15 protein-coding genes are annotated in these 15,989 nt (G+C 34.8%); 9 read left to right on the forward strand and 6 right to left on the reverse strand.

The annotated features are described in order from the left end of the window. Positions 1–3 precede the first annotated feature (3 nt). From C8C87_RS09650 to C8C87_RS09680, 7 genes are all read left to right on the forward strand, one after another. The gene (locus C8C87_RS09650) at positions 4–1,056 is read left to right on the forward strand and encodes a proline iminopeptidase-family hydrolase (RefSeq protein ID WP_121342457.1); all 1,053 of its coding nucleotides are present in this window, start codon (positions 4–6) and stop codon (positions 1,054–1,056) included. Positions 1,057–1,223: 167 nt separating this feature from the next. Continuing rightward, the gene (locus C8C87_RS09655) at positions 1,224–1,610 is read left to right on the forward strand and encodes a hypothetical protein (RefSeq protein ID WP_121342458.1); all 387 of its coding nucleotides are present in this window, start codon (positions 1,224–1,226) and stop codon (positions 1,608–1,610) included. Positions 1,611–1,747: 137 nt separating this feature from the next. Next, positions 1,748–2,239: a MarR family winged helix-turn-helix transcriptional regulator gene (locus C8C87_RS09660; protein WP_099714882.1), complete on the forward strand. Its 492-nt coding sequence runs from the start codon at positions 1,748–1,750 to the stop codon at positions 2,237–2,239. Continuing rightward, entirely contained in the window at positions 2,236–4,626 is a 2,391-nt protein-coding gene (locus tag C8C87_RS09665; protein ID WP_121342459.1) for a 3-hydroxyacyl-CoA dehydrogenase/enoyl-CoA hydratase family protein, read from the forward strand. Before C8C87_RS09660 ends, C8C87_RS09665 begins: the two co-directional genes overlap by 4 nt. Before the next feature lie 80 nt (positions 4,627–4,706). Continuing rightward, positions 4,707–5,888 (forward strand): acetyl-CoA C-acyltransferase, encoded by a 1,182-nt coding sequence (locus C8C87_RS09670; RefSeq protein ID WP_099714878.1) that lies wholly within the window; start codon positions 4,707–4,709, stop codon positions 5,886–5,888. Positions 5,889–5,970: 82 nt separating this feature from the next. Continuing rightward, entirely contained in the window at positions 5,971–6,336 is a 366-nt protein-coding gene (locus C8C87_RS09675) for a four helix bundle protein (protein ID WP_099714876.1), read from the forward strand. Positions 6,337–6,367: 31 nt separating this feature from the next. Continuing rightward, positions 6,368–8,158, forward strand: coding sequence for an acyl-CoA dehydrogenase family protein (locus C8C87_RS09680; protein WP_121342460.1), 1,791 nt, complete (start codon positions 6,368–6,370; stop codon positions 8,156–8,158). A 92-nt stretch (positions 8,159–8,250) separates the two neighbouring features. Here the strand turns inward: C8C87_RS09680 and C8C87_RS09685 are convergent, their stop codons facing one another. The 3 genes from C8C87_RS09685 to C8C87_RS09695 form a co-directional block, all read right to left on the reverse strand. Next, entirely contained in the window at positions 8,251–8,772 is a 522-nt protein-coding gene (locus tag C8C87_RS09685) for a DUF4251 domain-containing protein (protein WP_158589741.1), read from the reverse strand. Positions 8,773–8,870: 98 nt separating this feature from the next. Beyond that, the gene (locus C8C87_RS09690; RefSeq protein ID WP_121343342.1) at positions 8,871–9,302 is read right to left on the reverse strand and encodes an META domain-containing protein; all 432 of its coding nucleotides are present in this window, start codon (positions 9,300–9,302) and stop codon (positions 8,871–8,873) included. Between the two features lie 142 nt (positions 9,303–9,444). After that, positions 9,445–10,362, reverse strand: a complete 918-nt coding sequence (locus tag C8C87_RS09695; RefSeq protein ID WP_099716301.1) for a YihY/virulence factor BrkB family protein — start codon at positions 10,360–10,362, stop codon at positions 9,445–9,447. Positions 10,363–10,806: 444 nt separating this feature from the next. On the opposite strand from C8C87_RS09695, the gene C8C87_RS09700 reads away from it, so the two are divergent. Beyond that, positions 10,807–11,436, forward strand: coding sequence for a superoxide dismutase (locus C8C87_RS09700; protein ID WP_233550060.1), 630 nt, complete (start codon positions 10,807–10,809; stop codon positions 11,434–11,436). A gap of 278 nt (positions 11,437–11,714) precedes the next feature. After that, complete coding sequence (locus C8C87_RS09705) at positions 11,715–12,920, forward strand: LETM1-related biofilm-associated protein (protein WP_121342463.1); 1,206 nt, start codon at positions 11,715–11,717, stop codon at positions 12,918–12,920. Between the two features lie 28 nt (positions 12,921–12,948). On the opposite strand, the gene can is transcribed toward C8C87_RS09705, so the two are convergent. The 3 genes from can to C8C87_RS09720 form a co-directional block, all read right to left on the reverse strand. Continuing rightward, positions 12,949–13,584 carry a carbonate dehydratase gene (can, locus tag C8C87_RS09710; RefSeq protein ID WP_121343343.1) on the reverse strand — a complete coding sequence of 212 codons (636 nt, stop codon included), beginning with the start codon at positions 13,582–13,584 and terminating at the stop codon, positions 12,949–12,951. Positions 13,585–13,666: 82 nt separating this feature from the next. Beyond that, positions 13,667–14,350, reverse strand: coding sequence for a carbonic anhydrase family protein (locus C8C87_RS09715; protein WP_099714866.1), 684 nt, complete (start codon positions 14,348–14,350; stop codon positions 13,667–13,669). Positions 14,351–14,369: 19 nt separating this feature from the next. After that, entirely contained in the window at positions 14,370–15,965 is a 1,596-nt protein-coding gene (locus tag C8C87_RS09720) for a SulP family inorganic anion transporter (RefSeq protein ID WP_121342464.1), read from the reverse strand. Positions 15,966–15,989 lie beyond the last annotated feature (24 nt).

The raw sequence follows: 15,989 nt of genomic DNA on the forward strand, positions 1-15,989 counted from the left end.
ATTATGAAACTAAAAGTCTTAATTTGCTCCGTTATAAGTGTGTTCTTTTTTTCTAATTGTCAAGAAAAACCAAAAGAAGATTCCATAAAAGCAAATTATTTAGACTTTTCCAAACGGGACGACCAGCTGACTGGCGGTATCAAAATGATTCCGATTAAAACACCAAAAGGCACCTTTAACGTTTGGACAAAACGAGTAGGCAACAATCCAAAAATAAAAGTGTTGCTCTTACACGGTGGGCCGGGACTGACGCATGAATTATACGAATCTTTTGACGGCTATTTCCCTAACGAAAGCATTGAATACATCTATTATGACCAGTTGGGTTCGTATTACAGCGACCAACCCAATGACAATAGTTTGTGGACCAATGAACGTTTTGTGGAGGAAGTGGAGCAAGTACGTATCGCATTAGGCTTAGACAGTTCTAACTTTTACCTGATGGGACAATCTTGGGGCGGAATCCTAGCAATGGAATACGCTTTGAAATACCAAAAAAACCTGAAAGGCTTAATTATCTCCAATATGATGGCGAGTGCAGCAGAATATAACGCTTACGCAAAAGACGTGCTGGCACCGCAAATGGACCCTAAAATCCTAAAACAATTGCAGGATATTGAGAACAATAATGATTTTGATAATCCAAAATACAGTGAATTACTTTTCAAACATTACTACACTGAACATATTTTGAGAATGCCACTGGAGAAATGGCCGGAATCCATCAACAGATGTTTCAAGCACATTAACCCAAATGTATATGTGTATATGCAAGGCCATAGTGAATTTGGCATCACCGGAAACGCTACACTTAAAAATTGGGATGTCAAAGCCAGACTAAAAACCCTGACGGTTCCTACCTTGAGTATTGGTTCAAAATACGACACGATGGATCCCGAACACATGAAATGGATTGCCAACGAAGTTCAAAACGGGCATTTCTTGTTTTGCCCTAACGGAAGTCATCTTTCGCAATACGATGACCCAAAAACTTATTTTCCAGGTGTAATCAAGTTCTTGAAAGATGTGGATAGCGGGGAGTTTAAAAAAGGATAGACTTTATTCAAAATAATACAAACTCATCAATTGCTGATGAGTTTTTTTTTAAAATCTAAAACAAAAATACAACCAGTCATTTCATATTCAATTGTTTTTTAACACTTTATCTGTTGTTTTGTTATTTTTTAATACCTTTATTGTATTAACCAATAAAACCAAACATTATGAATGTAAAAAACTTTTTAGTTTCGGGCATTGTAGGTGGTATCGTCGAATTTCTATTAGGATGGTTGTTTTACGGAATTCTATTTAAAAACTCATTCCCTACTAATGGAAATGAAAACATGCTATTCATATTTTTAGGATGCATGACTTTTGGATTTTTCGTCTCTTACATTTTTACGAAATGGGCAGGAATTTCGAATGTAGCGACAGGTTTAAAAGCCGGAGCCGTTATTGGGTTATTCATGTCCCTATACAGTAATTTCTTTATGAATTCTATGACAGCTGAAATCAATTATCAAACTATGGGGTTAGATGTTGCAATCACTGTTGTTATGGCCGCATTAGTAGGCGCAGTAATTGCTCTGGTTAATGGGAAACTAAAATAAAATATAAAAACACACCAGTAAACTCCTCATTTTATGAGGAGTTTTTTAGTTTAAATAAAAAATCACAAAAAAAAATTTCAATATATTATGCATGCATAGTATTTTTTTTATTATATTTGAAATCGATATAGTTACTTATGAAAGATAAAACAATAGATTATATTTTACGTGCCACCTGGCAAGCAGTAGCCAGAATGTATAACGAAGAAGCTTCTAAATATGATGCGAGCATGGCCACAGGTTTTGCTTTGTTGAGTATTGACAAAGAAGGTGGGACGCCATCCACTTCTTTGGGGCCAAAAATGGGAATGGAAGCCACCAGCTTGACCAGAACCTTAAAATCTATGGAGGAAAAAGGATTAATCATCCGAAAGAAAAATCCTGAAGATGGCCGTGGCGTATTGATTTACCTGACTGATTTTGGTAAAGAAAAAAGAGAATTATCTAAGAATACGGTGCTGAAATTCAATGAAACCGTAAAACAACACATCTCTGAGGAGAAGCTGCAACATTTTATTGAAGTGGCCGAAACCATCAACGAATTAATTCTAGACAAAAATATATTTAATCACACGAACGCCAGCGAACTGGCGGAGCAAACTGAAAAAACAAATACAAACGAAGTATGAAGCGCACAATTAAAAAAGTTGCAGTAATAGGATCCGGAATTATGGGTTCAGGAATTGCCTGCCATTTTGCCAACATTGGAGTTGAAGTGTTACTGTTGGACATTGTTCCAAGAGAACTTACTGAAGCAGAAGCTAAAAAAGGCCTCACTTTAGAAAGCAAAATTGTAAGAAACCGATTGGTGAACGAGCATTTGGTCAATTCATTAAAATCGAAACCATCCCCTATTTACAATCAGAAATTTGCCAGCAGAATCACTACGGGAAATACTACTGATGATATGGCAAAAATTGCCAATGTAGATTGGATTATTGAAGTTGTGGTGGAACGTTTGGACATCAAAAAAATGGTTTTTGAGCAAATTGAAAAATTTAGAAAACCGGGAACTTTGGTAACTTCAAACACATCGGGAATTCCGATTCACTTTATGAGTGAAGGACGAAGCGACGATTTCCAAAAGCATTTCTGTGGAACTCACTTTTTTAACCCTGCGCGTTATTTAAAATTATTCGAAATCATTCCTGGTCCACAAACAGCAACTGAAGTTTTGGATTTCCTTACTGATTATGGTTCTAAGTTTTTGGGTAAAACTTCGGTCGTTGCCAAAGATACTCCCGCATTTATTGGAAACCGAATCGGGATTTACGGAATTCAAAGTTTGTTTCATTTGGTAAAAGAAATGGGATTGACAATTGAAGAAGTGGATAAATTGACCGGTCCGGTTATTGGAAGACCAAAATCAGCGACTTTCAGAACAGTTGACGTTGTTGGATTAGATACTTTAGTACACGTTGCCAATGGAATCTATGAAAACTGCCCAAATGACGAGCAACACGAGTTGTTTAAACTTCCGGAATTCGTCAACAAAATGATGGAAAACAAATGGTTGGGAAGTAAAACTGGTCAAGGATTTTATAAAAAAGTAGACAAAGATATTTTGTCTTTGGACTTAGATACTTTAGAATACCGTCCGGCTAAAAGAGCTTCTTTTGCAACTTTGGAATTGACAAAAACGATTGATAAACCAATTGACCGTTTTAAAGTTTTGGTAAAAGGAAAAGACAAAGCAGGAGAATTCTACAGAAAAAGCTTTGCAGGAATGTTTGCTTACGTTTCAAACAGAATTCCTGAAATCTCAGACGAATTATACAAGATTGACGATGCTATGAAAGCCGGTTTCGGATGGGAAAATGGTCCTTTCGAAATTTGGGATGCCATTGGTGTTGCAAAAGGAATTGAAATCATGAAAGCGGAAGGTCTTGAACCAGCTGCTTGGGTAACTGATATGTTGGCTTCTGGAAGTTCTAGTTTTTATACTATTAAAGAAGGAGCAACTTTTTTCTACAATATTCCAACAAAATCACAAACTAAAGTTCCGGGTCAGGATGCCTTTATTATCCTGAACAACATTCGCGAAAGCAAAAAAGTATGGAGCAATAGCGGTGCGATTATACAAGATTTAGGAGACGGAATTTTGAATTTAGAATTCCAATCTAAAATGAATACGATTGGTGGTGATGTTTTGGCCGCTATCAATAAAGCGATTGATTTATCTGAAAAAGAATACCAAGGCCTAGTTATTGGAAATCAAGCAGCGAATTTCTCTGTTGGGGCCAATATCGGAATGATTTTCATGATGGCAGTCGAACAAGAATATGATGAGTTGAATATGGCCATCAAAATGTTCCAAGACACGATGATGCGTGTACGTTACTCTGGAATTCCAGTAGTCGTTGCGCCACACGGAATGACTTTTGGCGGTGGTTGCGAAATGAGTTTGCATGCCGACAAAGTTGTTGCTGCAGCAGAAACGTATATGGGATTAGTGGAATTTGGTGTTGGAGTAATTCCTGGCGGTGGCGGATCGAAAGAAATGGCATTGCGTGCAGCGGATTTATTCCATAAAAATGATGTGGAGTTGAACGTATTGCAAGAATATTTCTTGACTATTGCTATGGCAAAAGTATCTACTTCTGGTTATGAAGCTTTTGATACCGGACTTTTACAACACGGAAAAGATATTATTGTAGTGAACAAAGACCGTCAAATTGCGGAAGCGAAGAAACACGCTTTACTAATGGCCGAAGCCGGTTACACACAACCGATTCGCAGAAGCGATGTGAAAGTTCTTGGAAAACAAGCTCTTGGAATGTTCTTAGTAGGAACGGACCAAATGGAAGCCGGAAAATACATCTCTGAACACGACAAAAAAATCGCTAACAAACTAGCGTATGTTATGGCTGGTGGTGATTTATCAGAACCAACTTTAGTAACCGAACAATATTTATTGGATTTGGAACGTGAAGCTTTCTTATCGCTTTGTACCGAAAGAAAAACATTGGAGAGAATCCAATTTATGTTAACCAAAGGGAAACCTCTAAGAAATTAATTTTTAATTATAAATTATGAATTATAAATTATGAATGAGCTTCATTTAAAATTTACAATTCAAAATTCAAAATAATAGTCATGAAAACAGCCTATATAGTTAAAGCATACAGAACCGCCGTGGGGAAAGCCCCAAAAGGTGTGTTCAGATTTAAACGTCCTGATGAATTGGCAGCAGAAACGATTCAATTTATGATGAATGAGTTGCCTGATTTCGACAAAAAACGTATTGATGACGTGATGGTAGGAAATGCGATGCCGGAAGCGGAACAAGGGTTAAACGTGGGACGATTAATCTCTTTGATGGGATTGAAAATCGAAGATGTTCCGGGTGTAACCGTAAACCGTTATTGCGCGTCAGGATTAGAAACAATTGGTATGGCAACAGCCAAAATCCAGTCTGGAATGGCGGATTGTATCATCGCTGGTGGTGCCGAAAGCATGAGTTTTATTCCGATGGGAGGTTACAAACCAACTCCGGATTATGCTGTTGCAAAAGCGGGAAACGAAGATTACTATTGGGGAATGGGACTAACTGCTGAAGCAGTTGCCAAACAATTCAATGTATCTCGTGCCGACCAAGATGAGTTTGCTTATAACTCACACATGAAAGCCCTTAAAGCGCAAGCCGAAGGTAAGTTTGACAAACAAATTGTTCCTATTACCGTAGAACAAACGTTTATCAATGAAAATGGTAAAAAAGAAACAAAATCATACGTAGTAAATAAAGATGAAGGACCTAGAGCAGGAACTTCTGTAGAAGCTTTAGCAGGTTTAAGGCCGGTTTTTGAAGCGAATGGAAGTGTAACTGCAGGAAACTCTTCTCAAATGAGTGATGGAGCAGCTTTTGTTCTAATCATGAGTGAAGAAATGGTAAAAGAATTGAACCTTACTCCTATCGCTCGTTTGGTAAACTTCGCTTCGGCAGGAGTTGAACCAAGAATCATGGGAATTGGACCAGTAAAAGCAATTCCAAAAGCATTGAAACAAGCTGGTTTAACATTGAATGATATTGATTTAATAGAACTTAACGAAGCTTTTGCGTCACAAGCATTGGCAGTTACGCGCGAATTAAACCTAAATCCGGATATCATCAATGTCAATGGTGGAGCGATTGCATTAGGTCACCCACTGGGTTGTACCGGAGCAAAATTGTCTGTTCAACTATTTGACGAAATGGAACGCAGAGGAAGCAAATACGGAATTGTAAGCATGTGTGTGGGAACTGGACAAGGAAGTGCAGGGATTTACGAGTTGCTTTAGAATTATTTAAAAAAGGAAGAAAGAAACAAGAAGCAAGATTTTAAGATATAATTTTAGTAGGAATTAGAATTAAAAAAGGCAAATGAGACACAATTTCAAGAACTTGAAGATTTGGAATTTAGCAATGGATATCACGAATGATATTTATAAACTTACTTCTATATTTCCAAAATCTGAAATATATGGTCTAGTTAGTCAAATGAATAGATGTTCAGTTTCAATGCCATCAAATATTGCAGAAGGTTCGAATAGAGGGGATAAACATTTTCAGCATTATTTAAATATCAGTTTAGGTTCATCATTTGAATTACAAACTCAATTGCTAATTGCTAGTCAAAATGATTATTTATCGAAAGAAAAAACAGACGAAATAGAAAATAAAATAATTGAATTTCAAAAGATGACAACAGGTTTCATAAATAAGTTAGACAATAATCTTTCTTCTTGATTCTTTCATCTTTTATCTAAAAACAAAAAAAATGAGCGACAAAACTAGAGGAGGTCAATTCCTGGTAAAAGAAACAAAATGCGAAGATATCTTCACTCCAGAAGATTTTTCGGAAGAGCAATTAATGATGCGTGACTCTGTAAAAGAGTTTGTGGACAAAGAAATTTGGCCAAATAAAAATCGTTTTGAAAGTAAAGATTATGCATTTACAGAGGAAAGTATGCGTAAAGCTGGTGAACTTGGACTTCTTGGAGTTGCAGTTCCTGAAGCTTACGGTGGATTAGGAATGGGATTTGTTTCCACAATGCTTGTTTGTGATTATATTTCGGGAGCAACGGGATCCTTCTCAACTGCTTTTGGAGCACATACCGGAATTGGAACAATGCCAATCACTTTGTACGGAACAGAAGAACAAAAACAAAAATACGTTCCTAAATTAGCTTCTGGCGAATGGTTTGGTGCCTATTGTTTGACAGAACCAGGCGCAGGATCTGATGCTAATTCTGGAAAAACAAAAGCAGTTTTATCTGAAGATGGAACGCATTATAAAATCACAGGACAAAAAATGTGGATTTCGAATGCAGGATTTTGCTCTGTATTTATCGTTTTTGCACGTATTGGTGATGATAAAAATATTACTGGTTTCATCTTAGAAAACACCGCTAATAACGGAATTTCTATGGGCGAAGAAGAGCATAAATTAGGGATTCGTGCATCTTCTACGCGTCAGGTTTTCTTCAGTGAAACGAAAGTTCCTGTTGAAAACATGCTTTCTGAAAGAGGAAACGGTTTCAAAATTGCAATGAATGCTTTGAACGTAGGTCGTATCAAATTGGCAGCAGCTTGCTTAGACGCTCAAAGAAGAGTGATTGCAAGTTCTGTACAATATGCTAATGAAAGAATCCAATTCAACACTCCAATTGCTCAGTTTGGTGCTATTCGTGCAAAATTAGCAGAAATGGCAACAAGCTGTTATGCAGGAGAAAGTGCTTCATACAGAGCTGCAAAAGATATTGAAGATAGAATCATAGCTCGCGAAGGAGAAGGATCTTCTCATCAAGAAGCAGAACTAAAAGGAGTTGAAGAATATGCTATTGAATGTTCTATCCTTAAAGTGGCAGTTTCTGAAGACATTCAAAACTGTGCTGATGAAGGAATTCAAATCTTTGGTGGAATGGGATTCTCTGAAGACACACCGATGGAAAGTGCTTGGAGAGATGCCAGAATTGCTCGTATTTACGAAGGAACAAATGAAATCAATAGAATGCTTTCTGTAGGAATGTTGATTAAAAAAGCAATGAAAGGACATGTTGATTTACTTGGACCTGCATCAAAAGTACAAGAAGAATTAATGGGAATTCCATCATTTGAAACTCCTGATTATTCTGAGTTATTTGCAGAAGAAAAAGAAATGATTGGCAAATTGAAAAAAGCATTCTTAATGGTTGCTGGTGGTGCTGTTCAAAAATACGGTCCGGATTTAGATTCACACCAACAATTATTGATGGCAGCTTCTGATATTTTGATTGAAATCTATATGGCTGAAAGTACTATTCTTAGAACCGAAAAATTAGCCAAAAAAGAAGGCGAAGCCAAAGTGCAAGAGCAAATTGCAATGGCAAAATTATACTTATACAAAGCGGTAGATATCGTTACTCAAAAAGGAAAAGAAAGTGTAATCTCTTTTGCTGAAGGTGATGAACAACGCATGATGTTAATGGGATTACGTCGTTTTACAAAATACACAAACATGCCAAATATTGTAGGATTAAGAGAAATAATCACTTCAAAATTAGTGGCTGAAAATGAATATTGTTTTTAATTAGAAGATAGTTTTTAGTAATTTTATTTGTTAAAAAAACCGCCTTGTTCCTGAAAACAAGACGGTTTTTTTTTATTTCTTCCGTAGTTAAACTACTTCGCTTCTATTTTCTCAATTGCTGTAATATCGCCATTATATGAAATCGTACTACGGTTATTGGAACTAATGGAAAGTGTTGCACTGCCCTCAAAGAAAACAGAAAGCAACAACGTATAGGTATCCTTCTCTCCTCTGACAACTACTTTTATCTGATAGGATTTTTTACCTTTCTCGACGCTAAATTCTTTAGGCGTTCCTTCAAAATGTAATCCTACATCACTTCCATAACCAACTCCACTAAATGCTCTGCCAAAAAAAGGCATTTCGCTCTTAATATTATCAGGACGAAATTGTACATAATTAGGATTCGTAGTCAAATCCATCGTTCTAAACCCCTGAGGCAAAGCTGTTCTCCCAACAAAAATAAACTCTTTAGAATCAACCAAAGCCGCTGTTTGTTTTTGCTTCTCTATTTTGCGCTCTTCTCTTAATTGTTTCTTACTTTTTTCCTGGCAGTAACCAGCAGCCATTATAAGTGACAGAAAAATCACTGAAATTGTTCGTTTTATTTTCATGACATTCATTTTTAATGTTTTGACAGTAATGTTTCAAAAACCAATATTAAATATATGCTAATAGGTTCTGAAAAGCAGGTTAAACTAAAACTCTGAATTTATTTTTTCTCAAAACGCATCATAGCGATATCGCCCATGATAAAATTTAAAGTTTTTCCATCTTCTGAAATGGAGTAAGAATCAATTTTCTCTAAAGTTGATAAGTACACACTTTCACCTTGACCATCAAGACACATCATTCTGGTTACCGCCATTGGCTCTTTGAAACTGATTGTATTTCCATTAACACTTAATATTCCCGTGTAATTGTTACAACTGGTATTTCCTGAAAAACGATTTTCTTTCAAGTCAAAGATAATAGTTGGTTTTTTATTTGGGTACAATCCATTAAAAGCTATTCTTGCTCCTGTAACATAATTCAATTCCCAAGTTCCTTCAAGTGAAGCTGTTTTACCTGTGATTGTTTTAACCGAATTGCAAGAAATAAATGCTAAACATATAACCGTAAGCGACAGAATTATTTTTCTCATGTGATCCATTTTTGATTTTTATATTTTTTTCTATAGTTCAAAAACATTGCCAATGTGTCGTTTTTTTATAAAAAAATACAAAAAAAGAGTCTTACAAAACTATCTTTTAAATCCTTCAAACCTTAAAATCAGAAATATAAATTTAACTCTTTTTCACCTCCACAACTTCTACCTTAATTGCGACAGCATACCCATTCGGAATAATTTTATTTCCATGCGCATTAGCATATACTTTAGTGAATTCAGCACCAAAATATAGGATTATTGCCGAATAATACACCCAAATTAAAATGATGATAATGGAACCCGCTGCTCCGTAAACAGTTGCAACAGTTGAACTTCCTAAATAAAACCCAATGGCAAACTTACCAAACATAAAGAAAAACGAAGTGAAACTGGAACCTATCAAAGCATCTTTCCAGTCTATATTTCCATCAGGCAGCGTTTTGAAAATAATTGAAAACAAAATTGTAGTTGTTGCAAATAAAATTAATACATTGAAAATATAAAATATATAAACCGTAGTATCAGGAAAGTAAACAAGTAATCGCGTGTTTATAACATCCATGACGGTATTAACCATCAAACTCACCATCAGTAAAAAACCAACAGAAGCAATCATCGAAAATGACATTAGCCTATTTTTAATAAATTTCATGACTCCTTTATTGGGCTTTGCTTTTAAACCCCAGATAAAGTTGATGGAACTTTGTATTTCGGCAAACACACCCGATGCACCTATAAGTAACATAATCCCTCCAAAAACAGCTGCAAATGTATTGCTATCCGACAATTCAATATTCTTAATTGTTTCTTGAATTTGGATTGCAGCTTCATTCCCAACCATCCCATTAATTTGCCCAAAGAATCTTCCTGTGACCGCTTCTCTTCCAAAGAAAAAGCTGAAAATTGACAAAATAATAATTAACAATGGAGGCAACGAAAAAATCGTATAATAGGACAATGAGGCACTTAATTTTATGGCATTGTCATCATCAAATTCCTGATAGGTACGCTTCAGTAAACTCCAACTTGTCAAGGCTATTTCTTTATGTTTCATTTTTATATTTTTATATTCTTTCAAACGAAAAAATTTAGATATTCTGATTTTCATTTATTTACAAAAAACAGAATCCCTTTTTAAGGCTATCCGATTTGAGTGTGTTCCCAAAATTACAAAGATATTTTATATAAATCTGAAATGATATTTACATAATTCCTATACATTTAAGGTGTTTCAAATATGTTGTAAACAAAAAACTAACCAAATTTTAAGTCTTTATTAACCCATCCCTATGTTTTAATGTTTAAATTTATGTCCTACTTTAATAACCTTTTTAGGATAAATTTTCAACCTATGGAAAATAATAATACACGAAGAAATTTTTTAAAACAAACAGCAATACTTTCGACAGGAACAATCATTGGTTCTAGCTTATTTAATACTGCTTTTGCATCTGAAAACCCTTTAAAATCAGAAAATCAAATATCGGAATTAGACACTCTGGATTTTCAAGGAAACTATAGCCTTCCAAAATTACCTTACGCTTACGATGCTTTAGAGCCTCATATTGATAAAATGACCATGGAGATTCACTACAGCAAACACCATCAAGCTTATGTGACAAACTTGAACAAGGCGATTGAAACTTTGGATAAAAACTTAGTTGAACAATCTAAATCTCTGGAAAGCATATTCGGAAAAATGTCGAAATTTCCAGAAGCGATTCGCAATAATGGTGGAGGACATTACAATCACAGTTTGTTTTGGAGTTTAATGAAACCAAATGGCGGTGGTACTCCAAAAGGGAAATTAGGCGACGCTATAACTGCTACTTTTGGTTCTTTTGATGAATTTAAAAAACAATTCAGTGATGCTTCCATGAAACGATTTGGTTCCGGTTGGGCATGGCTGGTAGTTCAAGATGGCAAATTAGTTATCGGTTCAACACCAAATCAAGACAATCCATTGATGAGTTTGCGTGGCAAAGGATTAAAAGGGAAACCTGTTTTAGCTTTAGACGTTTGGGAACATGCATATTATCTAAAAAATCAAAACCGCAGAGCTGATTATATTGCTTCTTTTTGGAATGTAGTTAATTGGGATGCCGCTGAAGCTTTATTCAATTCTTAAATACCAATAGAAGCCCTGTTTTAATACTAATTCAGGGCTTCTTATTATATAGACACCTCTTGTATCAAAATCCTATTTTTATTAATATCCATTGTCAATCATTGCAATGGAAATACGGCTTGATTATGAGTGTTTTTCATCAAAAATTATAACAATTAAATTTATCTTGTTTAAAACTAAAAAAACAATACTAATTAATTGTAGTATCTGTGTTAAACTAAAAAGCACCGTTAAAACTACCGCAAAAAAGTATAGCTTTGTACCTTCAAATTAAAGCAATGATTAACCCTTCGGCATCAGGTTGGATAGATAAATTTTTTATTGAACAAAAAATTTCAGAGAAAACGGTTTCTAAAACTACGGATACATTTTATCAAAAAGTTAGAGAAACAGGATTTATTTATGGCCATATAATCACATTTGATACCGTAAATACAATAGAAACCAAAGGTTGGTTTAAAGAAGAGATTTCTAAAGTTGCACTATTAAATACTTTATACGGTGTTTTTTGCTTGACCAATGACGAAATCAGTTCCGAGAATTTCATTAAACAAACAGTTACGTTTTACAATCAAATGAATCCACAAGGTTTCAATTTGTTTAAAAAAATACTACCAAAAAATTCCCTTTCCTTAACGCTGGAAAAAATAATTGATGAGCGTGTCCAAACGAACGATAGTATCATCAGTAAAAATTTCTCCCATCTGGTAACCAATGCGTTACTTTTTATAGATGTTTTGGCTTTTCGCCAATACTTAATACATGGCGAAATTCCGGAAAAATACCTAAAGAAGATTGAAGAGACAATTGTAAATATTGTGACACTCGCTTTAAAAATTAAATCTAAAAAATCACAATACGATGATTTATTGATAAAACTTTTTGAAGCTTCCATACGCTACAGTAAATTTTCCCGAATCTCTGTACAAAGTCTGGAAACGCTGCAATTGGATTATTTTACGAATGAATTAGAACAATATTATTTGATAGATATTGCCGGAATGGCTTTATGGAGTGATGGCAAAATAGAGAATAACGAGGCTTACTTTTTGCATTCATTGGCTGAAACAGTATCGGTTTCAGATGATTTTGTAAAGCAAAGCATAGAGAGCACTGATGCATTTATAACGAAATATAAAAAAGAAATACCGTATTTCAACTATTCAAATCCTGTCAAGCATTTTTACGATCAAACGACTCAAAGTGTTGTTACGCTCATAAGCCGTAATAAAAACAGATTGATAAAGGAAATTGTGCAAAGCAAGGAGTTAATGGTATTATTAGCCTATTCTACTCGAAGAGATTTGGACGAAAAAGAAAAGAAAAAAGTCAAAAAACAACTGTTGGAAATTTGTAAAACCGTTCCTTCGTTGACCATATTTTTACTTCCAGGAGGTAGTTTATTGTTGCCTATTTTAATCAAATTCATACCTACTCTATTGCCATCTGCTTTTAATGAAAATCTGGATCTGGATAACGAATAAAAAAAGCCGCTAAACGCGGCTTTTTTTATTAGAATTTCAATTGGTATACTTCGTCCAAATCTTTATCGGAACTGATGTTAACATCTAAATCCGTTACAAAACCGGAATTAAGTCCGTAAGCCCATCCGTGTAAGGTTAAATCCTGACCGTTCTTCCATGCGGACTGTACAATTGATGTTTTGGCTAAGTCAAAAACCTGCTCTTTTACATTTAGTTCTACAAAAGTATTAAAACGCTCCGTTTCATCTTCGATAGAATCCAAATATGATTGATGCAAACGATATACGTCTTTTATATGGCGAATCCAGTTATCAATAATTCCAATAGAATCATTCCCCATTGCTGCCTTGACACCTCCACAACCATAGTGGCCACATACCAGCACATGTTTTACTTTCAAGACATTCACGGCGTAATCCAATACGCTCAACATATTCATATCACTATGCACCACCATATTGGCAATGTTTCTATGTACAAAAACTTCACCTGGTTTTGCTCCTACGATTTCATTGGCAGGAACTCTGCTGTCTGAACAACCTATCCATAATAATGGCGGAGTTTGACCTTTGGCAAGATCTTCAAAATAATTTGGGTCGCTTGCTAAAGAAGTTTCGACCCATTTTTTATTATTCTCTAATATTTTTTTATAAAAATCGCTCATAATTATTTTGATTGTTAATCTGATTAATTTTGAATTGTTTAGATTAAACAATACAGTTCAAATATATGAAATTTAAAAAATATTAATGTCTCAATTCCGCTATTGTGAAACCTAGATTTTCATCATCTTTAATGTATTGAACATCATCATAGAAAACAACTTCACCTGTTTCTATATTGTGCATAGCTCCAATTATTCCTATCTCACCATTTTCAACCATTTGCTCCAAAATAAAACTTCTTTCAATAATGTTTTTCACACTACGCTTTACGTTAATTTGAGCAACATTCTCTACAAATGAAGGGTTTTTAGCATTTCTTTCAGTTAAAGTTTCCTTTTCTTGATAAACTGCTGGTTGAATTTTTGATAACAATTCAGTAAGATTTCCCATTTCTACATGGTCGCAAGCACCTTTTACAGCACCACATTTGCTATGTCCAAGAACAACAATAAGCTTAGAACCTGCTACTTTACAGGCAAACTCCATACTTCCCAGAATATCTGTATTTACAATATTACCAGCAATTCTTACCGAAAAAACATCACCTAAACCTTGATCAAAAATGAGTTCTGCAGAAGTTCTACTATCAATACAACTTAAAATTGTTGCAAAAGGCCATTGACCATCACGAGTATCATTAACTTGTTCGAGTAAATCTCTATGCGCTTTTAGATTATTTACAAATCTGTTATTTCCTTCTTTTAATATTTCTAAAGCCTTTCTTGGTGTAATTGCAGATTGCAATTCTTTATTTAGTGTCTTCATTTTTTAAAACTTTTATTTATTATTTATGCTCAACAAAAACGTGTTTTCCTTCCTCTCCAGTATTCTCTAACTGGTAGGCTTTTTTAAATCCTTTGAGCTTCACTTTTATATTATTATCTACTGCTCTGGTCGTTTTAAATTCATGGATTAAATCCAAAATATCATGCGCAATATAAACCGTATCTTTTGCATCAATTATTACCTTAGAATTTTCCGGAATATTGTTTAATGTCTGTTTGATTGCAGCTTTATTCAAGAAAGAAACTTCCTGAGCCAAATCAATATGAATCACATCGCCATCTGCATATTCTTCTTTTCTAAAATAGTAGGCTCTCTTCAGATTTCCTTTTAAAACAAAAATAATACTGATGAAAATCCCAAGAGCAACACCTTTCAACAAATCCAAAAATACAACCGCTAATAATGTGGCAATAAAAGGCACAAATTGATACTTTCCTTTTTCCCAAAAATGCTTGAATGTAGCTGGTTTAGCCAGTTTATAACCAACTAAGATTAAGATTGCTGCTAACGTAGCCAACGGGATTTTGTTCAAAATTACTGGAACGGCAAGTACACTCACTAATAGTAATGATCCATGGATAATAGTAGACATTTTAGATTTGGCTCCAGAATTACTGTTTGCTGAGGAACGCACAATTACAGATGTCAATGGTAAACCTCCTAAAAGTGAACTCGCCATATTACCTATTCCTTGCGCTTTCAATTCCATATTAGTATCTGTATAGCGTTTTTGAACGTCCATTCTATCAGCCGCTTCAATACTTAAAAGCGTCTCAATCGAAGCTACAATAGCAATTGTAAATGCTACAACCCAAACCTTTGGATTCGTTACTCCAGATAAATTAGGCGTTACAATAATTGCTTTAAATTCTTCAAAAGATGATGGAACCGGTAAAGAAACCAAATGCTCTTTTCCAATAGCCAAAGCACTTCCTGTACCAATGAAAATCTCATTCAAAATAACACCTAGAGCAACAGCAATTAAGGCTCCGGGAACTAATTTTAATTTTTTCAAAAATGGAACTTTATCCCAAGAAATCAAAATCGCCATAGATACCAATGTAATAACAATTGAGCCTATTTGGATGTAATCAAAAATACTAAACAGCGCAGAAAAGGTATTACTACCATCTGATTGTGAAAATGCTTGATCGCCCTCAAAATCGTTATCGTAGCCAAATGCGTGCGGCAATTGTTTCAGAATAATAATAATTCCAATACCCGCTAACATTCCTTCAATAACATTCGTTGGAAAATAATTAGAAATACTTCCTGCTTTGGCAAATCCTAAAATTAATTGTAATAGACCTGCAATAAAAACGGCAGTTAAAAAAATATCAAAAGCACCTAAATCTGTTATTGCAGTAAGGACAATTGCGGTCAGACCCGCAGCAGGTCCAGAGACACTTATGTTAGACGTACTTAAATAGCCTACTACTATTCCTCCGATAACTCCTGAAATAATTCCTGAAAATAAAGGAGCACCTGAAGCCATTGCAATACCTAAACACAATGGTAGCGCCACCAAGAAAACCACTAAACCAGATGCAAAATCAGATTTAAGGTTAGCAAAAAGATTGATTTTTTTTGTCATAATACCGAACTAAAAATTGAATAC

This window comes from Flavobacterium sp. 120 (assembly GCF_003633605.1).
Classification (GTDB): Bacteria; Bacteroidota; Bacteroidia; order Flavobacteriales; family Flavobacteriaceae; genus Flavobacterium; species Flavobacterium algoritolerans.